The organism is Streptomyces niveiscabiei (assembly GCF_033794345.1).
GTDB classification, from domain to species: Bacteria; Actinomycetota; Actinomycetes; order Streptomycetales; family Streptomycetaceae; genus Streptomyces; species Streptomyces niveiscabiei.
On sequence record NZ_JARAYJ010000007.1, the window covers coordinates 348,837 to 369,204 of the forward strand.

Below are 20,368 nucleotides of genomic sequence, written 5' to 3' on the forward strand. Positions count from 1 at the left end.
GGATTTCCTTTGCGACGCCCTCAACTGTTGCCCACAGACGCGTTTTCGCCGAGACCGGACGTGCTTCACCAAGCTGCCAGGCAGGAAAGCGAGGCGGGTTCATAACGGACCAATCGGAGAGATTCGCCGCACAGTGGATAGGGTGTGTGGCGGAAATTCCCCGACCTCTGCGGAAAAGGTGCAGACCTGGTAAGGAAAGTCTCGGTACCGGCGATTGCGGAATACAGAAATTTATTTACACAAGCTTCCGGAATCACCGTGGGACGAGGTAGGAGAATGAGCCATTCGGCGGTCCGTCGAGCGGAGGCGAACCCCGGTTCAGGCGGGGGTCCCCGCGTTCGGCGCGAACGCGGTGCCGTGCCCCGGCACGATCAGCGCGGGTTCCATCGCCAGCACCTTCGCCCGCGACTCGTGCAGCAGGTCGGCGCTGACCGCGAACGGGTCCTCCACCGGGCCCTCCGCGCTCCACCACAGGTGCGTGAAGACGACCAGCCCGTCCCGCGTCTCCACCAGCGTGCTGATGTCCTCGGCGGTGTGCCCGGGCGTCGCGGCGAGCCGGACCGACGGCGACAGGAAGAGCCCGTCGGCCGGCCGGTCGGTCCACACGTCGTTCTGGTAGGTCGCCCAGTGGTCGTGGAACCGGGCCACCGGGAACAGCGCGGCGTTCAGCGTGTGGTCGGGGTGGTGGTGGCTGAACACGACGTCCGTGACCTGGGCGGGCCCGAGGCCCTCCGCGGCGAGCGGGTCGAGGATCAGCCCCCGGTCGGCGACCATGCCTGGGTCCACGACGACCACGGTGTCGCCGTCGCGCACGAGGCTCACCGTGCTGGCGGTGCGCGGTCCGACGTAACCGGACGTCAGGACGCGGAAGGTGGCGCTCATTTCCGCACCCTAGCCGCCGGGCGCCATGGCGCACAGGGGTGTGCGTGGGCCGAAAGCGATCCCCCGGGACAGTTGATGTTGTGCAGATCGTTGACGGCAATGAGAAAACAGCCCTAGATTCCGTGCGCTCCCCCTACCCGACAGGAGCCCACACCCCATGCGAACCCGCCCCCGCACCGCCCTGACGGCCCTGACCCTCAGCCTCGCCGCCGCCCTCGCCGCCCCGCCCGCGCACGCGGACACCCCGGCCCCCACCCGCCTCACCGGCACCCTCGCCGACGGCGCCACCTGGATCGCCGACGTCCCCGCCGCCTGGAACGGCACCCTGGTGATCTTCAGCCACGGCTTCGGCCCGACCGTCGCCCGCAACGCCCCCTCCGAGGCCGTCCGCCTCGACCTCCTCGCGCGCGGGTACGCCCTCGCGGGATCGTCGTACGACCCGAACGGCTCGATGTGGGCCCTGGAGAGCGCCGAACGCGACCAGTTCCGGACGATCGACGCCGTCACCGCCGAGATCGGCCGCCCCGCGCGCGTGCTCGCGATCGGCCAGTCCATGGGCGGCCTCGTCAACGCCCAGATGGCCCGCGACGGCGCCGGACGCATCGACGGCGCCCTCGGCCTGTGCGGACTCGTCGCCGGAGCCACCGACCTCGACAACTACCAGCTCGACGCCGAGTACACGATCGCGCGCCTCCTGCTGCCCGGCGAGGACGTGAAACTCGTCCGCTTCACCTCCGCCGCCGAGGCCGCCACCACCGCCCAGCGCCTCACCGACGCCGTCATCGCCGCCCAGAAGACGGCCGAGGGCCGCGCACGCGTCGCCCTCGCCGCCGCCTTCCTCAACCTCCCCGCCTGGGCACCCGGCGAGGACAAGCCCGCCCCCACCGACTGGGCCGCCCAGCAGGAGCAGCAGTACGCCTGGTTCGCCCAGGGCATCCTGGCGTTCGTCGAAGGAGGCCGCTACGCCATCGAGCAGTCCGTGGGCGGCAACAACTCCTGGAACGAGGGCGTCCGCTACGACCGGCTGCTCGCCGGCTCCGTCCACGCACCCCAGGTCCGCGCCCTCTACCGGGCCGCCGGACTCGACCTGCGCGCCGACCTCGCCCACCTCACCGCGGGCGCGGACATCACCGCCGACCCGGCCGCCGTCCGCACCGCCGAGCGCACCTCGTCGGCCGGCCAGGGCCTCGCCGTACCGCTGCTGAACGTGCACACGATCGCCGACAACCTCGTCCCCGTCGAACAGGAGAGCCGCTTCGGCGCGCGCGTACGGGCGGCGGGCGACGGCGCGCTGCTGCGCGAGGCGTACGTCGACCGGCAGGGGCACTGCGCCTTCACCACCGCGGAGACCGTGGCCGCCCTGCACGCGCTGGAGGACCGCGTCGGCAGCGGCCGTTGGGGCGCCTCCGCGACCGCCGCCGCGCTCCAGACCTCGGCCATCGCCCTCGGCCTCGACGGCGCCGCCTACCTTCCCTACCGGCCCGCCCCGCTGACGGTCGGCCGGGACCGCCACTGACGCACAGCGCCCGGACATGGCTGAGGGGCGGGCGATGAGATCATCGCCCGCCCCTCATGCCCGCCGGATCAGCCCTCGACCCAGCCGTGATGCTTGGCGAACTGCGCGAGGCCCTGACGCACCTGGAGGATCTGCTCGCCCGTGAGCGAAGGCGCGGAGGACAGCAGCGTCTCCGTCACCTCCCGGGTGAACTCCTCGGTGTTCAGGACGTCGCACAGGACGTCGTCGTCCGGCGTCAGCGGCTTCCCGTCCGCGCCGCGTGCGAGCCGCACGTCGGACGCCTTCGGACCGCGTTCGCCGTCCTCGATCTCGAACTCCACGGCAACGCCGCGGCGGATCTGCGATTCAGGCATCAACATGTCGTTGACGTGCAGGAAGACATCTTCCCCGCCGTCGTCGGGAGCAATGAATCCATAACCCCGCGCGCTGTCGAAGCGCACCACACGACCGGCAACCATCCCGACCCCCAACAGCCTCGAAACACCCACTCCGGTGAACTTGTGGCAGATCGTAACCAAGGCGGGCCCCTGAGGGCGACTCCCGGGCGTTCACCGTCCGCGATACGCGGTGGCCGACGACCCGGTCACGCTCTGCCCGGCGGGAAACGGATCGCCCCGCCACCCGTCAAGCGTACGGCCCCCATCCGCCCTCCCGCACCGGTCGGCGGACGAATCCGGACGAGCCGGCGCGCCGCCAACCGGAGTCCCCTCACGGAGAGTTCACGCGCGCGGGCCGGAGGGCCGATGGTTCACCCGTATGAGGTGCGGATCCGCCGCGCGAGACACCGCGCGCCCGACGCATGACCACCCGCCCTGTGATGTCCGGCACATCGGCGGGGCCCGGGCGGGTGACCGGACCGCGCGGCTGACGGCCACGGCGCCGCCAGGGCCGTATAGAGACCTGCCATGCGGACTGAACGACTCTCCCGGCTCCCCCTCGCCGCGCTCGCCCTCAGCGCCCTCCTGACGGCCTGCGCGGGCCCCGGCGAGCCCGCGCGGCCCCTCACTGCCGACGAGGCCCAACGGCTGGCCCTGGCGCGCTTCACGACGTACCGGACCGGCACGGCCGCGATGGACCTGCGGGTCGCGGCGCCCGGCGGGACCACCGAGGTGCGCGCCGTCGTCGACCACCGCGCGCACCGCGCGGTCGGCTGGTACGACGCCGGCGGCGCCCCCCGGCTGCTGGCCTGGAGCGCCGACGGGCTGGCGGTCGCGAGACGCGGCACCTACGGCGAGCCCGCCGCGCAACCGCCCACCGGGGGTGCTCGGCGCGAGGCCGCTTCGGGCGACGCACCCTCCCGCGAGGCCGCCCTGCGCGAGGCCGCCCGCCTGAACACCGCCTCCTGGGACCGCCGCCCCTACGGCCGCGCCCCCCTCGACATCGCCCTCCAGCTCGCCCTCTCCCTCGCCGCCGACCGCCCCGACAACGCCCAGCTCCTCGCCCAGTCCGGCCCCCTGCACCTGCGCGAGGACACCATCGACGGCCGCGCCTACGACGTCCTCGCCGGCCCCCGCCCGCGCCCCGCCGCCACCGGCCGCCCCCCGACCGGGCGCTCACCCGTCACGTACTGGGTCGACGCCGAGGGCGCCGTACGGCGCGTGTCCGCGCGCCTGGGGGACGCACGGACGGTGACGCTCGACCTGACGGGGGAGCGGGTGCGGGGGAGCGTCCCCCGGGGGCCATGGGGCGGAAAATGACCGGAACGCAGCCCCCTGCAAGGACGCCGATGTGATCGAAAATGACCGTTTCGAAGCCTCCTGAGGGAGCCGCGTTCCGACCATCCGCGATCACCTACGACGGCACCCGGTACGCCCGCACGTCCACCCGCCCCGGCAGCCCCACCGCCGCCCGCGCGGGCGCGTCCGGCGCGTCCGGCAGGTTCGGCTGGGCGGGCGGCACGGGCGCGTCCTGGAACGAGACGCCCGCAGGCGCCGCGACGACCGGAACCGTCCCCAGGACGCGGCCCGCAGGCCCGGACGCGGCCGGCGCCGGAGCCCCGCACCCGCCTTGGCCCGGCAGCCGCTCCGGGCTGCGCCGCGCCTCCCCGTTGCGCACGAAGCAGTTGCCGCCCGCGTTCCCCGTCGCCAGCACCAGGTCCGCGCCGTTGCCCGACACCCGGTTGTCGCGCACCGTGTTGTCGCGCGCCGGGTACCCCTGGACGTCCGCCAGCACCACCCCGGCCGCCCGGTTCCCGGTGACGAGGTTGCGCTCCACGACGTTCTCCCGGCCGCCGCCCGAGCCGATGCCGATGCCGAAACCGCCGTCCGCCTGCTCCGGGCTGCGCGGGTCGTTGTTGTCCGTGAACGCGTTCCCCGCGACGACCGCGCCGTGCTGCGGGCCCAGCGCCTCCAGGTCGTTGGAGTTCAGCGTCAGCCCGACCCGGTTGCGCGAGGCCCGGTTGCCCAGCAGGTACAGCCGCTCCGAGGCGTTCGTGACCTCCAGGCCGACCGCGTTGTGCTCGACCACGTTGTCCCGCACGACCGTGTCGCACGGCCGGCACTGGCCGACGTAGATCCCCGAGTCCGCCTGGCCCGAAGCGTACGACCGCTCGATGACCCCCGCGCGCGCGTCGAACGCGTAGATCCCGTACAGGGCGTTGTTGTACGCGGTCACGTACGACGCCCGGAACCCTCGCAGCGGCGGGAACCTGGCGGTGTCCAGCGGGTCGTACGCCGAACCGCCGGCCCGGCCCGCCTGGAGCCGCTCGTCGGTCACGCCGGTGAACAGGACGCCGTTGGCGAGGTGGTTGCGGACGGTGAGGTTCTCGACGACGGCACCCGCGCCGGTCACGGTGACCCCGTTGGGCCGCTTGAACTCCCCGTCGATCACCACCCGGTTGCGGTCGGTGCCCCGCAGGACGACACGCGGCCTGGCGACGGTCACGGACTCCCGGTATACCCCCGGCGACACGAGCACCAGCCCGCCGTCCCGCACCATTCCGACGGCCCGCCGCAGCGAGGGCGCGTCCTGCGGCACCCGCACGACAGCCGCCGTACCGCCGCTGCCGGCCCCCTGGGCCCCTTCGTCACCGCCTCCGGCGCACCCCACGGCTCCCACCGCGACGACAGCCGTCAGACACCAGCGGGCGAGCGCCCGGACACCGGGAAGAAAAAGAAGATTTCGCACGGACGCACATCTATCGCCCCGAGCCCCGGCCCGACAGCACCGACGCCCCGCGACACGCCTCCGGCTTGGACCGGAGGCGCGGGGTGGCAGCTTCCACCCGGGCAGGTCCCCTGAAGGTCAGTCCTGCGACTGCTCCCGGTCCGCCTTCGCCGCGCGCTCCGCGTCGCGCTTCTTGATGCGGGCCGCCTCCTTGCGGACCTCCGCCTGGGTGGCGCGCTCCTTCTCCAGCCAGTCGGGGAGTTCCTCGCGCAGGGCCTCGATCTCGGCGGTGGTCAGGGGGTCCGTGACGCCGCCGCGGGCCAGGCCGGCGATGGAGACGCCGAGGCGGGCGGCGACCACGGGGCGGGGGTGCGGGCCGTTCAGTCGCAGGTCCTGAAGCCACTGCGGCGGGTTCTCCTGGAGCTCGGTCAGCTCGGCGCGGGAGACGACACCCTCCTGGAACTCGGCGGGGGTGGCGGGGAGGTACACGCCCAGCTTCTTCGCCGCGGTGGCGGGCTTCATCGTCTGGGCGGTCTGGTGCGACTTCATGGGCCCAGGGTATCCGCCGCCGGGCAGAGGTCCGACCACAGCCGGTAACCTTGCGGCGTGACTGACTCGGCGGATTCCCCCATGTTCCGGCTCGCCTACGTACCCGGCGCGACGCCCGCCAAGTGGGCGCGCGTCTGGGCCGAGCGCTACCCCGAGGTCCCCCTCACCCTCCTCCAGGTCACCTCCACCGAGGCATCCGACGTCTTGCGCGCGGGCACGGCCGACGCCGGCCTCGTACGGCTCCCCGTCGACCGGACGACGTTCAGCGCGATCCCCCTCTACACGGAGACGACGGTCGCCGTCGTCCCCAAGGACCACGTCTTCACGGCCGCCGAGGAGCTCACCCTCGCCGACCTCGCCGACGAGACCGTCCTCCACCCGAAGGACGACGTCTTCGACTGGGACACGCCCCCCGGCGAACCGGCCTTCGAGCGCCCCGAGACGACGGCCGACGCGATCGACCTCGTGGCCGCGGGCATCGGCGTCCTCATCACCCCCCAGTCCCTGGCCCGCCTGCACCACCGCCGCGACCTCACCTACCGCACGATCACGGACGCCCCCCGGTCGGCGGTGGCCCTCTCCTGGCCGGAGGAGGCGACGACCGACCTGGTGGACGACTTCATCGGGGTGGTACGGGGGCGGACGGTCAACAGCACGAGAGGGCGGGCCAAGGAGGAGCCGAAGAAGGCCCCGGCGAAGAAGAAGGCACCGGTGAAGAAGGCGGCGAGCACCGGGAGGAAGCCCGCGCGGAAGACCGCGACCCCCAAGCCCCGCCGCCGCAAGTGACCCCTGCTAGGGCACGTACGTCGCGCGCTGTGCCGTAGCGACGATCACCTCTCCGTCCGAGGCCCTCAGCAGCCCGCCGGCGACCCACGACGCGACGACCTCGCGCACCCGCTCCACCAGCGCCCCTTTGTCGCGGAACGGCGCCCCCGCCCACACCTCGTCCAGGAGCGAACTCCCGCTCCCCTGCACGGGGTTGGCGACCCCGGAGTCCACGCCCCCGAACACGACCCGCGCCTCGGCCCTGCGCACGTACACATGCGAGGGCTCCTCGGTCCCCTCGAAGAACGGCGCGAACTCCACGCCTGCCAAGGAGAAGTGCAGCGGCCTTCCCTCGACCGCCGTGAACGAGGGCGCCAGGTCCCCCGACAAAGAGGCGTTCCGGTACAGCGCGACCGGCAGATAGGACGTGGACGTACTGCGCGCGGCGAGGTTCACCGGCCCGTAGAACACCGCCTGCACGGACGGGTCGTCCGGCGTCCGCTCCACCCGCATCCGGAACGGCGCCTCCACCCGCACCACGTCCCCGTCCCGCCACTCCCGGGACACCCCGAAGTAGCTCCCCGGCACCGGACTCCCACTCACCGCCTGCCCGTTGACGGAGACCCGGAACCCGGCGACGGCCCACACCGGCACCCGCAGCCGCAGCTCGAACCGCCCGCCGCCGCGCACCGTGAGGGTCGTCCCCTGCTCGAAGGGGAACGCGGTGTCCTGCACGACACGGACCCCCTTCGACGCCCACTCCAGCGTGGACGGCGAGAAGAGATTGACGTACAGCGCGCTCCCGTCGGCGGCGACGAAATACACCGTGTCCTGGTATTTCGTGGCGCTCTCCAGCCCCGTGCCCTCACAGCACGTGGTGCCCTGCTTGGGCGTGTAGTCCCGCACGTGCCCGGGGTTCAGCCCGAGGAAGTACGTGACGAGCGGCTTCTCCGCGTCGGCGGCGTCCCGCTTGGACCCGAGGACCTGATTGAACAGGGCCCGCTCGTAGTAGTCCATGTACTTCGAGTCCTGCGCGTGCAGGAACAGCGCCCGGCTCAGCTTCAGCATGTTGTACGCACAGCAGCTCTCCGCCGACGCACCGCTGACGGCTCCGGCGACGACATCCCGCGCCCGCCAGAACTCCGAGTCGCTGGTCCCCCCGATCGCGTACATGCGATGCGGGACGACCATGTCCCAGAAGTTCCGCGCGGCGGCCAGGTACCGCTCCTCGCCGGTCGCGTCGTACAGCCGCAGGTACCCGGTGAAGATCGGGATGTGCTGGTTGGCGTGCAGCCCGTCGAGGACGTCGGTGTTCGCGGCGCACGCGTCGATGAGCCGGTCGAGGTCGAACAGCCGCGCCAGCGCGAGGTGTTCACCCTTCCCGGTCAGGTCGTGCAGGTCGCACAGCGCCTCGACGACGCCGCCGAACTCGCCGCTGGAGAACAGCCCCCACATCCGCTGGAGCGTCGCCCCGGGCAGCTTCGACAGCCGGGAGTGCATCCAGTCGGCCATTCCGGACGCGAGGTCGAGCGCCCGCGCGTCCTCCGTCGCCGCGTACGCGTCGAGCAGCCCGCGCAGGATCTTGTGCGCGGTGTAGTAGGGCGCCCACACCTTCGTGTAGTCGCTCGCGGTCATCGACTCCAGCGCGATGAACTGCGTCTCGGGGTACGCCGCGAGGAACCCGGCATGGCTGGGGGCGCCCCAGGTCCGCCGCAGGGTCGCGGTGAGGCCGCGCCCCGAGGAGTCGGCGAACGTACCGCCTGACGTCTCGTCAAAACGGTACGAGGCGAGGTTCCCTGAACCCCTGCCGCTCTGAAGTCCCGTGATCTCGGCGGCGGTCAGGGCCCGCGACCACACGTCGAATCCGCCGAACGCCCCGGCGAACACGGGATCGCCGGAGTAGTTCGACCGCCCCAGCCAGTTGTTGGCGAGCGTCCCGAGCACGGCCGGCGTCAGCGTCATCGCCGAACTCCGGCCCACCGCCTGCCCGTTGACGTACAGCGTGCCGACCCCGCCGCCGATCGTCACCGCGAGGTGGCTCCACCGGTCCAGCGGCAGCGCGGCCGTGCCGTTGATGCCCTGTTCACCGCCCGCCCCGCTCGTGGTGATCGCGAACCGGGGTACGCCCCCGGCGTTGCGGGCCGCGAGATAGAGGTAGCGCGTCGTGTCGTTGCCGAAGTCGAAGACGCGGGCCCAACTCCCGGCGTGCGTAGGCTTGATCCACACCGCGAGCGTCACCGACGAGGCGCCGCCCAGGACTTGGGCGGGCAGCTCGACGTACTGGTGGGAACCCCGCACGTTCTCCGCGGCCGTCCCGAACCTGCCCGGCACGCTGAGGACTTGGGGCGCGCGGCGCAGCGCCTCGCGGGACTCCGTCAGGGCGCCGACGATCGTGCGGATCTTCTCCGCGTACACCGCGTCCCCGGTGCTCGCGTACGCCTGCGACAGCATCGTCAGGAAGTGGCCCGTGTAGTGGCCGCGCAGATTTCCGTTCGCCTCGCCGTCGAGGCCCTCCCAGCCACCCGGGGCGACCGCGCCCAGCGTGGAGAGGCCGGCGTTCGCGCGGAACACCTGGAGCAGCCGGTTCACGTCGTACCCGCGCGCGTGGTCCAGCATCAACCGCCGCTTGTCCGCGAAGAGTCCGGGGCCCAGGGAGACCTTGTCCAGCGGGAAGGGGAGCAGGGACCAGGCGGCGGGAGCGGCAGACGCGCCGCCCGTACCCGTGCCGGTGACTCCGGATACGGCGGCGGCGATCATCGCGCTCCTGAGGAGGGTGCGTCGGGAGAGGGGCGGGGTCATGTGCTCCTCGATTCTGCGGGCGTGAGGGGCGAGGGGGTGTTCGAGATTTCGGGTGCCGTTCGAGAGATCGTCCAGAAGATAGGCAGGGGGCAGTGGCACGTCAACGGGAGGGACGGGTATGGAAGTTTCGGCGCGGCTACTTCGCCGTCGCCCGCCCCACCGACTCCACCAGCGGCAGCAGCCGGTACGCCACCCGCTCGCGCAACGCGACCTCCGTCCGCGTACGCACCACCCCGGGCACGCTGATCAGCTTCTGGATCACGTCCTCCAGATGGAGGTTGTCCCGCGCGACGACCCGCGTCAGCAGATCCCCGCCGCCCGTGATCGAGAACGCCTCGACGATCTCCGGTACGGCGGCCAGCGCCTCGCCGACGTCGTCGAGGTGGCCCTGGGTGACCTCGATGTGCACGAACGCGAGGACCGGATGGCCGAGCGCGCCGGGGGAGAGGGTGGGGCCCGTGCCGGTGATCACCCCGTCGCGCTCCAGCCGGTCGAGCCGCGCCTGGAGCGTGCCCCGGGCGACCCCGAGGATCCGCGCGTACTCGCGCACGCTGGTGCGGGGCTGCTCCAGCAGCAGCCGCAGGATGCGCGTGTCGAGCTCGTCCACCGCCATGCCGTCGGCCTTCCCGGTGCGCTGATGATCACCGGCGACTGTACCAATGGCCCAGCGAGGGGGCCTGCGGTGAGCGCCCGGGGCGCAGCGGGCGCGCGGCACCGGATGCGCGCTCAGGGCACGCCCGGGCCCGGCCCCTTCGCGAACACGCGCGGCGCGCTCAGGGCACGCCCGGTGCCGCATGTCCTCGGACGCCCAGCGCCACCCCCGCCACCCCTCCTCACAGCACCGGTGCCCGGGGCCCGTCCGGCGCGTCCCTGCGGCCCTCGACCACCGTTCGCGACACCTCCGCGACCTCCTCCGGGTCCAGCATGCGGAAGCCGTCCGCCGTGACCAGGGACACCCGGGGGAAGAGGCGGCGCGAGAGGTCGGGGCCGCCGGTCGCCGAGTCGTCGTCGGCCGCGTCGTACAGCGCCTGCACGACCGCCGTGACCGCGTCCGCCTCGCTCATCCCCGGCCGGTACAGCTTCTTCAGCGAGCCGCGCGCGTACACCGAGCCCGAGCCGGTCGCCGCGAACCCCGAGGACTCCTCGGACCGGCCGCCGGTCACGTCGTACGTGAAGATGCGCCCCTCGCCCCGGTCGACGTCGTACCCGGCGAAGACCGGCACGACCGCGAGGCCCTGCATGGCCATGCCGAGGTTGCCGCGCACCATCGTCGTGAGGCGGTTCGCCTTGCCGTCCAGGGACAGGGCGGTGCCCTCGATCTTCTCGTAGTGCTCCAGCTCCAGCTGGAAGAGCCGGACCAGCTCGATCGCGAAGCCGAGCGTGCCCGCGATGGCCACCGCCGAGTACTCGTCGGCCGCGAACACCTTGTCGACCTCGCGGTTCGCGATGACGTTCCCCATCGTCGCCCGCCGGTCGCCCGCGAGGAGCACGCCGTCCGCGTATGTCGCCGCGACGATCGTCGTCCCGTGCGGCGCCTCGAAACCGGGAACCTGCGGGAGCGCGCGGCGCGAGGGCAGCAGCTCGGGGGCCTGCGCGCCGAGGAAGTCGAGGAAGGACGACGATCCGGTGGCCGTGAACGCGGACGGCAGCGCGCCGTCGCTCTGGTGGCTCATGGGGCTCCCTTTCTGTCGGGTCGGGATCGGCCTACCCGACCCGGCGTACGCGTATGCGCGGGGCGCGCGGGTGGTCCGTTGGCCTGGAACCGGCCCAGCCCCAGCCGGATCGGCTGAGCCAATGGACCACTCGATACGACGTCACTTGAGCCAGAAGGGCCGTGGATGGTCTGATAATCGCGTCGATGGCGCTGCGGAGACCCGCGGCGCCTTTCTCGTGCCGGAAGAGTCGCAAGGGGTGGGTGGCAGATGCTGAGGAAGGTGTTCACGGCTCCCGATCCGGGGCGGACGAGGCTGCGCGCCGCCTCCCGGGCCGTCCTCGGGGTCGGCCTCGCCGTCGCGGCCTGCGCCGCCGCCGGGCACTCCCTCGTCGCCGCCGTCACGGGCGGCCTCGCGGCCCTCCTCGCCCTGTTCACCGTGACGGACGCGACCGTACGGGGCCAGGCCGTCACGACCGCGCTGCTGCCCGCCGTAGGGCTTCCCGTCTTCACGCTCGCGGCAGCCGTGCACGACCGTCCCCTCGCTCGCGGCCTCGCCTTCCTCGCGGTCATCGGCGCCGGCGTGTACGCGCGCCGCTGGGGCCCGCGCGGCCACGCCCTCGGCGTCTTCGCGTTCATGGCGTTCTTCGTGACCCTGGTCCTCGGGACGACCCCGGCGCACCTGCCCGAGCTGTACGCCGCCGTCCTGCTCTCCCTGCTGGTCGCCGCCACCGTCCGCTTCGGCCTGTGGTGCTACGAACGCGGCCTCCCCGCGCCCCCCGCCGTGACCGTCCCAGGCATGGCCCGCGTCACCTCCCGCCAGGCCGTCCAGGCGACCACCGCCGCCACGGCCGCCCTCCTCGCCGGCCAGGCGCTCTCCCCCGACCGCTGGTACTGGGCCGTCGGCGCCACCTGGTGGATCTTCGTCAACACGACGTCGCGCGGCGAGACCCTGGTACGCGGCTTCCGCCGGGTCCTCGGCACGGTCGTCGGCATCGCCGTCGGCCTCCTGATCGCCGTCCCCCTGAACGGCGCCCCGGTCCCCACGGCGATCGGCCTGGCGGCGGCGGTCTTCGGCATCTTCTACACGGCGGCGGTGTCGTACACGTGGATGATGCTGTGGGTGACGCTGCTGGTGGAACTCCTGTACGGCGTCCTGGGCGTCCTGACCCCGTCACTCCTGGCCCTGCGCCTGGCGGAAACGGGCCTGGGCGCCCTGGCCGCGGCCCTGGCGGTGATGTTCGTCCTCCCCAACACGACGAACATGGTGACGGACGCATGGATCCGCCGGACGCTTCAGGCGGTGCACGGGGGGAGAGTGACGGAACTGGAAGCGCTGCTGCCGAGGGTCCGCCAGGCGGTGTCACCTCTGACGCACCCTTTGAACCCGATGAGGGAACGCAAGGCGAGGGCACACCATGCGCTGACACTGCTGGACACGTGCGCGCGGGAAGTCCGCACGTCGGCGAACGGCACGCCCTCGGCGCACTTGCAAGAGGCGGAGCAGGCGTTGGCAGGACTACTGACCCGCTGAGGTCGAAGTCTTTTAGGGGCGCGGGGCTGTATTGAATCTGCGGCTACCGCCGCGTGGGCGCGACAAGCCACGAACATCCCGCACCCGCCGAACTCCCCTCACTGGCACCCCAATAGGCGAAGGGCCCACCCCCACAGGGAAGCGGACCCTCCGGACGTACAGCGTCCTTGCCTGCTCAGCGCACCGCAGGTGCCTGCTGAGGCGCGATCCCCAGCGCGGTCGTGTACTTGGCCAGCGCCAGCTTGCCGATCGCCGGGTACGGCCCCAGCGCCTCCGCAGCCGCGCACTCGACCTCCTTCGCGGCCTCCTCGACCACGACGGAGTCGATCTCGGGCCCGATCAGATACGGCGCGAGCGCGAGCTGCTGGGACCCGGACGCCCGCAGCTGCTCGGCGACGGAAGCCACGGACCCTTCCTGGTCCAGCGCGGCGGCCATCACCGGCACGGCGAGCCGCGCGGCGAGCAGCATGCCCGTGATCCCGGCGGCCTGCACCGCCTCGTCGCCCCCGACGGACGCGAGGATGATCCCGTCCGCCGCGGTGGCGACGGTGAACAGCCTCGCCCGGTCCGCCCGCGCGAGCCCGGCCTCGGAGAGGCGGACGTGCAGCGCCTCGGCGAGCAGCGGATGCGGACCGAGGACGTCGGTCAGATCCGCCGCGACCTTGCTCTCCATCACCGCCTGCCGGACCTGCCGCAGCAGCGCGCTGTCCGGCCCGGCCAGCAGCGGTACGACGACGGCGACGGGACCGTCGGGCTGCTTGACGTCGAGCCCGGCGGCGAGCGCCTGCTCGTAGCGCGCCGTGCGCTCGTCGGAGGCGTGCGCGAGGACCGCCTGGAGGGTCGGGTACTCGGTGTCGTCCCCGTCCAGATATCCGATGCGCGCGTCGAGGCCGGGGAGTTCGGAGCGGGCGATGCTCACGATCTCCTCGGCGAGGCCCCGGGTGCCCTCTCCGGGCGTGCCCGGCACCGCGAGGACGAGCGCGGGCGCGCCCTCGGGGGCGGCCAGGGGCTCGGGTCGGCGGTGGCGCCCGGGCTGACGGGGGCGCGGCATTCGTACTGGCAGGCCGGACGCGGGCCCAGTGGGGGAACTCATGGCGCCGCATGTTACTGGTTTCCCGGGTTCCTCCGTTCGGGGAGGGTGAGGGTGAGCGGTATCCGTCCTGTTTTGTCTGATGAGTTACGTGCGGATCAGACGTGATCAGCATGATTTTTGGGTGACTTGCCCCGGTCGGGCCGTACTCGACCGCCGACGATACGAACCCGTAGGGTGACGCGTTGTGGCACCACGACCTTTGCATGAACTTGTTGAAGAGGGCTGGGCGAAGGCTCTCGAACCCGCGGCCGGACGCATCGCGGCGATGGGCGACTTCCTCCGGGGGGAGATAGCGGCGGGCCGGACCTACCTGCCGTCCGGGGCGAACGTCCTGCGGGCCTTCCAGCAGCCCTTCGACGACGTCCGGGTCCTGATCGTCGGACAGGACCCCTACCCCACGCCAGGGATGGCGATCGGGCTGAGCTTCGCGGTCTCGCCCGAGGTGCGGCAGTTGCCGGGGAGCCTGGAGAACATCTTCCGGGAGATGCACACCGACCTGGGACTGCCCAGGCCCTCGAACGGCGACCTGACGCCGTGGACACGGCAGGGTGTGCTCCTGCTCAACAGGGCGCTCACCACCGCTCCCCGCAAGCCTGGCGCACACCGCGACAAGGGCTGGGAGGCGGTCACCGAGCAGGCGATACGAGCGCTGGCGGGGCGCGGCAAGCCGCTCGTGTCCATCCTCTGGGGCCGCGACGCCCGCAACCTCCGTCCCCTGCTGGGCCAGTTGCCGGCGATCGAGTCGGCGCACCCCTCCCCGATGTCCGCCGACCGCGGCTTCTTCGGCTCCCGCCCCTTCAGCCGCGCCAACGAACTGCTCGTACAGCAGGGCGCCGAGCCGGTGGACTGGCGCCTGCCGTAGGCCGTGGCGGGTCTCGTGGGGCGGGGGCGCGGTAGGGACGGCGCCTGGGGGCGTGATCGCGCGGGGGCGGACGCGAGTGGCCGACCGTGATCCGGCGGCCCGCATCGGCCGGGCGGCGTTCGGATTCGGGCGTTCTCGTTCGGCCGGGCGGCGTTCGGGCTTGGGCGTTCGGGCTCGGCCGGGCGGCGTTCGTGTCCGGGCGGCCCGCGTCGGCCCGGCGGCGTTCCGGTTCGGGCGGTTACGGGCGGGCGGGTGGTGTTCGGGTTCGGGCGGGTCTGCGCAGGTGCCGTCCACCGACGCGGCCTCCCGGCGCGGTGATCCTGCCCGCGCCCGCTCTCGAAGCGACCGATGCCCCGCGCGGCCACGGGCCGGACGTCCGGTGCCGCCCGGGACGGGAACTCGGCCCTCGCCCACCCGTCCCGGTGGCTCATATGCCGGTGGAATCAGGCGAATCGGTTCGACGTAAGCGCTTCGACATCCGGGCCGTGAGTGATGACGCGTACGCCCGCGGACCGCCGCGCGGCGAACGGCTCACCGACGCGGGGAGCGAGACCGGCACGCGACGGCGAGTGCCTCCCCCGCCCGCCCTCCTGGACCGGCCGCCCGCTCGCCTCGCCGCTCACCGGCGTACCGGCCACCCTCGCGGAGACCTCCGATCCACCGGCCGTTCCCGCCGGGAGGGCCCGGTGGGCACCGGCGTTGCGTTCCGCCTCCCGCCGCGCCGCAACCTTTCGACGGCGCAGACGTCTTGCGGAACACCGCGATCGGCGGTCGAATCGATTCGGCGCCAAGGTGCGCAGCCGGAGCTTCCCCACCACGGACAGCCCCGTGACGCCGGGGGCACGATCCCCCTCCGCGACCTCTCCGCGTCCCACCGCACAGCGGCACGTCCCAGCGCCCGGCAATCGCCGGCGCCGTCCCCACGACCCGACCGGTTCGCGCCGAGACGGCAGGGAGACCAGATGAGAGCCGTACGACCGAGGCACCACCCGCCGTCGGGAGCGCGACGGCGGTTCGACCAGCGGTCCCGCGAGAACGCCCCCGGGGACAACCGGGACGTCGGCCCCCGCTGACGCCGTTCCGGCGTACACCCGCGCCCGGTACGGCGGCCGTCGCCGGACGCGGGTCTCGGCATGCCCTCAGGCCGGGCTGACCAGCAGAAACATTGGATGTATCGGATCCAGAATTCGCTGAGACAGGGCTCTTGACAGGGATATGGGCCTGTGGAATCACTGGCAACATGGGATGTCTGGGTGCTCCATGGCACACGCGGACAGTGGACAGGAGCGGACGACGACATCCCGTTCGCACCGGCAAGGCACTCCCCACCCCCCACCCCCGCCCAGCCGAGGACACAGGATGCAGTCTCCATCCGCTCCGCCCCGCAGCATCACGGCTCGCCTCTCCCGCTTACCCGCGCCGGCCGTGACAGGGGTGCTGGCCGTGCTGGCCATGCTCCTGGCCGCCACCCCCACCTGGCCGGCCCCCGAGTCCGGCCCGGCGCTGGTGAGTTCGGCGTCCGGACGATGCCTCGACGTCAAGGGCGGGGCCGACACCCCGGGCACGGCGCTGGAGATCCGGGACTGCGGCGGCCAGGCCGGCCAAGCCTTCCAGTTCGGCGCGGCCGGCGAGCTGAGGACGCTGAACGGCACCCGGTGCGCGGACGCCGGCGACACCCGGACCACTCCCGGAGCCGCCGCGGTCGTCCGCCCGTGCGACGGACGGGCGACCCAGGTGTGGCGGCAGAACCCCGACGGTTCCGTCACCGCCACCGCCTCCGGATTCTGCCTCGACGTCAGCGGGGCGGCCACGGCGAACGGCACCCCGGTCATCCTGTGGACCTGCAACGGCCAGAGCAACCAGAAGTGGACCATGTCGACGCCTCCGCCCGCGGGCGGCTCCGGACCCTGCGACATCTACGCGTCGGGCGGCACCGCGTGTGTGGCCGCGCACAGCACGGTGCGCGCCCTGTACGGCGCGTACAGCGGCTCCCTCTACCAGGTCAGGCGGGCCTCCGACAACACCACCAGGGACATCGGCCTGCGGGCACCCGGCGGCTTCGTCGACGCCGCCGCGCAGGACGCGTTCTGCGCGGGCACCACCTGCGTGATCACCGTCGTCCGCGACCAGTCGGGACGCGGCAACGACCTGTGGTACCAGGGCTCGGCGCAGGTCCCCGGCTCCAGCCAGAGCAGCCCCGCGAAGGCGACCTCCGAGTCGCTCACCGCGGGCGGCACCAAGGCGTACGCGCTGTACATCAACCCCGGTAACAGCTACTGGCGCGACGGCCACCTCACGGGCGTACCGACCGGCGCCGCGCCCGAAGGGGCGTACATGGTCACCAGCGGCACCCATGTCAACGCGGGCTGCTGCTTCGACTACGGCAACAGCGAGACGACCCGCAAGGCCGACGCGGCCGGGGCGATGGACGCGATCAACTTCGGCACCCAGTGCTGGTTCGGCGGCTGCGCCGGCAGCGGCCCCTGGGTGCAGGCCGACCTCGAATGGGGCCTGTACTCCGGCGGCAGCCAGTCCTGGAACCCGGGCCAGCGGGCGTTCCCGAACAGGTTCGTCACCGCGATGCTCAAGAACAACGGGACCTCGCGGTTCGCCCTCAAGGGCGGCAACGCCCAGTCCGGTGCCCTGACCACCCTCTGGGACGGCGCCCTTCCCGCCGGCTACAGCCCGATGAAGAAGCAGGGCGCCATCGTCCTGGGCAGCGGCGGCGACTGCTGCAAGCCGGGCGGCGGCGCCAACCTGAGCGCCGGCACCTTCTACGAGGGCGCGATCGTCGCCGGCTACCCCTCCGAGGCGACCGACAACGCGGTGCAGGCGAACATCACCGCCGCCGGCTACCGCTGACGACCCCGCACCCGGGGCGTACGGATCTCGCGGGGTCGCGGGCATCGGGCCGTCCCCGCGCGAAACCCCGACACACCCGCCACCCCGGCCCGCAGCCGGACGCGACACCCGCGACGGCGCTCCGGGCTGCCCCGGGCGTGGACCCCACCGACCTGCGAAAGGAACCCACCGTGTCCGTATTCAGACGGCTGCTGCGGCGCCTGCGTGTCCCGACGGCCGTGCTCACGGGCCTCGTGCTGGCCGCCGGCGGCCTCGTCGGCACGGTCGCCGCCCCGGCCCACGCCGCGACCTCCCTCACCATCGACGGCACGTCCGCCGGCCGGACCTTCGACGGCGTCGGCGCGATCAGCGGAGGCGGCGGCAACAGCAGACTCCTGATCGACTACCCCGAACCCCAGCGCGGCCAGCTCCTCGACCACCTCTTCAAGCCCGGCTACGGCGCCTCCCTCCAGATCCTCAAGGCCGAGATCGGCGGCGACACCAACTCCACCTCCGGCGCCGAACCGAGCCACCAGCACACCCGCTCCGACCTGAACTGCGACCGGGGCTACGAGTGGTGGCTCATGGAGCAGGCCAAGGCCCGCAACCCCGCCATCAAACTCGCCGGCCTCGCCTGGGGCGCGCCCGGCTGGATCGGCGGCGGCAACTTCTGGTCCACCGACATGATCGGCTACCTGGTCTCGTGGCTGGGCTGCGCCCGGCAGCACGGGCTCACCATCGACTACCTCGGCGGCTGGAACGAGCGCGGCTACAACGTCTCCTGGTACGTGCAACTGCGCAACGCGCTCAACGCCGGCGGCTACGGCAGCGTCAAGATCGTCGCCGCCGACTCGGACTGGGCCGTGGCGGGCGACATCAACGCCAACGCGGCGTTCCGGGCGGCGGTGGACGTCATCGGCACGCACTACCCCTGCGGCTACCGGTCCGCGCAGACCAACTGCTCGGTGCCGTCGGCGGCCACCTCGACCGGCAAACCGCTGTGGGCCAGCGAGAACGGCTCGGACGACTACAACGCGGGAGCGGCGGCCATGGCCCGCGGCATCAACCGCGGATACATCGACGGCCGGATGACCTCCTACCTCAACTGGCCGGTGATCGCGGCGCTCACCCCCAACCTGCCGTACCCCACCATGGGCCTCGCCCTGGCCGCGCAGCCGTGGTCCGGCCACTACAGCGTCGGCAGGAACGCCTGGGTCATGGCGCACACCACCCAGTTCACCGCCCCGGGCTGGAAGTACCTCGACTCCTCCAGCGGCTACCTCGGCGGCAACCGGAACAACGGCAGCTACGTCTCGCTGAAGTCCCCCGGCGGCGGCGACTACTCCACCGTCGTCGAGACCACGGACGCCGGCGGCGCCCAGACCCTGGACCTCACCGTGACCGGCGGCCTGTCGAGGGGAACCGTCCACGTCTGGTCGACCGACGTCAACTCCGCGAACCCGGCCGACCAGTTCCAGCACACCGCCGACATCACCCCCGCCAACGGCTCCTTCAGCCTGACCGTGCAGCCCCACCGCGTCTACACCCTCACCACCACGACCGGCCAGGGCAGAGGCACCGCCACCGGACCCGCCCCGGGCGCCATGAGCCTGCCGTACAGCGACTCCTTCGACGGCTACGCCGTCGGCACCGAGGCGAAGTACCTCATGGACTGGCAGGGCGCCTTCGAGGTGACGGCCTGCGGCGGCGGCCGGACCGGCAGGTGCGTGCGCCAGATGAGCCCCCAGAAACCCATCACGTGGGACGCGCTCTCCGACCCGCACGCCCTGCTCGGCGACGTCGGCTGGGGCAACTACACGATGTCGTCCGACGTCCTGCTCGAACAGCCGGGCTACGTCGAGCTGATCGGCCGCGCCAACAGCCAGGACTACAGCAGCACCGGCGGGCTGAACGCCTACCACCTGCGGGTCGCCGACACCGGGGCCTGGCAGATCCTGAACTCGAACACCAACGGCAGCGTCACCACCCTCGCGCGCGGCACGACCGGAGCGTTCGGCACCGGCCGGTGGCACACCCTGGCCCTCACCTTCTCCGGCACCACCGTCACCGCCGCCGTCGACGGCACGACGGTCGGTTCCGCGAACGACCGCACCTGGGCGGGCGGCCAGGTCGGCTACGCGACCAGCCAGGGCGAGACGGCCCAGTTCGACAACCTGTCCCTCACCCCCGGCAGCGGGGGAGGCGGCACGACCGGACCGATCACCGCGGTCGCCTCCGGCCGGTGCGTCGACGTGCCCAACCAGTCGCAGACCCCCGGTACCCAGGTCGTGCTGTGGGACTGCAACGGCGGCGCCAACCAGCGGTGGGCGAGCACCTCGACCGGTGAACTGCGGGTCTACGACACCTTCTGCCTGGACGCGCCGGGCGGCACCGCAGGCTCCCCGGCCGTCATCGCGGCGTGCACGGGCGGCGGCAGCCAGAAGTGGACGTTCCACGCCGACGGCACCATCACCGGCGCCCCGTCCGGCCTGTGCCTGGACGCGGCCGGGCAGGCTACCGGCAACGGGACGAAGATCCAGGTGTGGAACTGCACGGGAGGCGACAACCAGCGCTGGAACATACGGAACTGACCCTTCGGGGGCCGGGCCCGGTGACGTGACCGAGCCTGGCCCCCGGCCCCGGCTTCTTGAAGGGGGCTGAAGGCGGCTGAAGGGGGTGCCCCTATCTCTTTCGTCAAGGGGCGGGTCGGTTGATTGGTGATGTTTCAGGCGGCTTGGGGGACGGCTTGAGGTTCGAAGAACGTGCCGTCG

General features: G+C 72.6%; 15 protein-coding genes. 7 read left to right on the top strand and 8 right to left on the bottom strand.

Annotated elements, in window-relative coordinates:
* Positions 1-318: 318 nt before the first annotated feature.
* A complete protein-coding gene (locus tag PV682_RS13050; RefSeq protein WP_319728888.1) occupies positions 319-882 on the bottom strand; it encodes an MBL fold metallo-hydrolase in 564 nt (187 codons plus the stop codon).
* 157 nt (positions 883-1,039) lie between these two features.
* Here PV682_RS13050 and PV682_RS13055 point away from each other — a divergent pair, with 157 nt between their 5' ends.
* Positions 1,040-2,398, top strand: coding sequence for an alpha/beta fold hydrolase (locus PV682_RS13055; protein WP_319728890.1), 1,359 nt, complete (start codon positions 1,040-1,042; stop codon positions 2,396-2,398).
* A gap of 68 nt (positions 2,399-2,466) precedes the next feature.
* Here PV682_RS13055 and PV682_RS13060 read toward each other — a convergent pair whose 3' ends face one another.
* Entirely contained in the window at positions 2,467-2,856 is a 390-nt protein-coding gene (locus tag PV682_RS13060) for a cold-shock protein (protein WP_055724277.1), read from the bottom strand.
* 447 nt (positions 2,857-3,303) lie between these two features.
* On the opposite strand from PV682_RS13060, the gene PV682_RS13065 reads away from it, so the two are divergent.
* The gene (locus tag PV682_RS13065) at positions 3,304-4,095 is read left to right on the top strand and encodes a hypothetical protein (protein WP_319728893.1); all 792 of its coding nucleotides are present in this window, start codon (positions 3,304-3,306) and stop codon (positions 4,093-4,095) included.
* A gap of 94 nt (positions 4,096-4,189) precedes the next feature.
* Here the strand turns inward: PV682_RS13065 and PV682_RS13070 are convergent, their stop codons facing one another.
* Positions 4,190-5,524, bottom strand: coding sequence for a right-handed parallel beta-helix repeat-containing protein (locus PV682_RS13070; protein WP_319728896.1), 1,335 nt, complete (start codon positions 5,522-5,524; stop codon positions 4,190-4,192).
* Between the two features lie 117 nt (positions 5,525-5,641).
* Positions 5,642-6,052, bottom strand: a complete 411-nt coding sequence (locus PV682_RS13075; protein WP_319728898.1) for a DUF5997 family protein — start codon at positions 6,050-6,052, stop codon at positions 5,642-5,644.
* A 57-nt stretch (positions 6,053-6,109) separates the two neighbouring features.
* On the opposite strand from PV682_RS13075, the gene PV682_RS13080 reads away from it, so the two are divergent.
* Positions 6,110-6,838 (top strand): LysR family substrate-binding domain-containing protein, encoded by a 729-nt coding sequence (locus PV682_RS13080; protein WP_319728900.1) that lies wholly within the window; start codon positions 6,110-6,112, stop codon positions 6,836-6,838.
* A gap of 6 nt (positions 6,839-6,844) precedes the next feature.
* Here PV682_RS13080 and PV682_RS13085 read toward each other — a convergent pair whose 3' ends face one another.
* From PV682_RS13085 to prcB, 3 genes are all read right to left on the bottom strand, one after another.
* On the bottom strand, positions 6,845-9,616 hold the full coding sequence (locus PV682_RS13085) for a beta-L-arabinofuranosidase domain-containing protein (RefSeq protein WP_319728901.1): 2,772 nt from the start codon (positions 9,614-9,616) through the stop codon (positions 6,845-6,847).
* 136 nt (positions 9,617-9,752) lie between these two features.
* Entirely contained in the window at positions 9,753-10,229 is a 477-nt protein-coding gene (locus PV682_RS13090; RefSeq protein WP_055723291.1) for an Lrp/AsnC family transcriptional regulator, read from the bottom strand.
* 220 nt (positions 10,230-10,449) lie between these two features.
* Positions 10,450-11,289 (bottom strand): proteasome subunit beta, encoded by an 840-nt coding sequence (prcB, locus tag PV682_RS13095; RefSeq protein ID WP_112475924.1) that lies wholly within the window; start codon positions 11,287-11,289, stop codon positions 10,450-10,452.
* A gap of 249 nt (positions 11,290-11,538) precedes the next feature.
* Here prcB and PV682_RS13100 point away from each other — a divergent pair, with 249 nt between their 5' ends.
* Positions 11,539-12,801 (top strand): FUSC family protein, encoded by a 1,263-nt coding sequence (locus tag PV682_RS13100; RefSeq protein WP_319728905.1) that lies wholly within the window; start codon positions 11,539-11,541, stop codon positions 12,799-12,801.
* 175 nt (positions 12,802-12,976) lie between these two features.
* On the opposite strand, the gene PV682_RS13105 is transcribed toward PV682_RS13100, so the two are convergent.
* Positions 12,977-13,894 carry a sirohydrochlorin chelatase gene (locus PV682_RS13105; RefSeq protein ID WP_107104084.1) on the bottom strand — a complete coding sequence of 306 codons (918 nt, stop codon included), beginning with the start codon at positions 13,892-13,894 and terminating at the stop codon, positions 12,977-12,979.
* Between the two features lie 184 nt (positions 13,895-14,078).
* On the opposite strand from PV682_RS13105, the gene PV682_RS13110 reads away from it, so the two are divergent.
* The 3 genes from PV682_RS13110 (at position 14,079) to PV682_RS13120 (ending at position 20,188) form a co-directional block, all read left to right on the top strand.
* Positions 14,079-14,756, top strand: coding sequence for a uracil-DNA glycosylase (locus PV682_RS13110; protein WP_319728908.1), 678 nt, complete (start codon positions 14,079-14,081; stop codon positions 14,754-14,756).
* A gap of 1,437 nt (positions 14,757-16,193) precedes the next feature.
* A complete protein-coding gene (locus tag PV682_RS13115) occupies positions 16,194-17,618 on the top strand; it encodes an arabinofuranosidase catalytic domain-containing protein (RefSeq protein ID WP_319728940.1) in 1,425 nt (474 codons plus the stop codon).
* 170 nt (positions 17,619-17,788) lie between these two features.
* Entirely contained in the window at positions 17,789-20,188 is a 2,400-nt protein-coding gene (locus PV682_RS13120; RefSeq protein ID WP_319728910.1) for a ricin-type beta-trefoil lectin domain protein, read from the top strand.
* Positions 20,189-20,368: the final 180 nt, after the last annotated feature.

Coding starts and splice junctions, on each gene's coding strand:
- PV682_RS13060 (WP_055724277.1), bottom strand. CDS start 2,856: ATGGTTGCCGGTCGTGTGGTGCGCTTCGACAGCGCGCGGGGTTATGGA.
- PV682_RS13090 (WP_055723291.1), bottom strand. CDS start 10,229: ATGGCGGTGGACGAGCTCGACACGCGCATCCTGCGGCTGCTGCTGGAG.
- PV682_RS13050 (WP_319728888.1), bottom strand. CDS start 882: ATGAGCGCCACCTTCCGCGTCCTGACGTCCGGTTACGTCGGACCGCGC.
- PV682_RS13065 (WP_319728893.1), top strand. CDS start 3,304: ATGCGGACTGAACGACTCTCCCGGCTCCCCCTCGCCGCGCTCGCCCTC.
- PV682_RS13085 (WP_319728901.1), bottom strand. CDS start 9,616: ATGACCCCGCCCCTCTCCCGACGCACCCTCCTCAGGAGCGCGATGATC.
- PV682_RS13075 (WP_319728898.1), bottom strand. CDS start 6,052: ATGAAGTCGCACCAGACCGCCCAGACGATGAAGCCCGCCACCGCGGCG.
- PV682_RS13105 (WP_107104084.1), bottom strand. CDS start 13,894: ATGAGTTCCCCCACTGGGCCCGCGTCCGGCCTGCCAGTACGAATGCCG.
- PV682_RS13055 (WP_319728890.1), top strand. CDS start 1,040: ATGCGAACCCGCCCCCGCACCGCCCTGACGGCCCTGACCCTCAGCCTC.
- prcB (WP_112475924.1), bottom strand. CDS start 11,289: ATGAGCCACCAGAGCGACGGCGCGCTGCCGTCCGCGTTCACGGCCACC.
- PV682_RS13100 (WP_319728905.1), top strand. CDS start 11,539: ATGCTGAGGAAGGTGTTCACGGCTCCCGATCCGGGGCGGACGAGGCTG.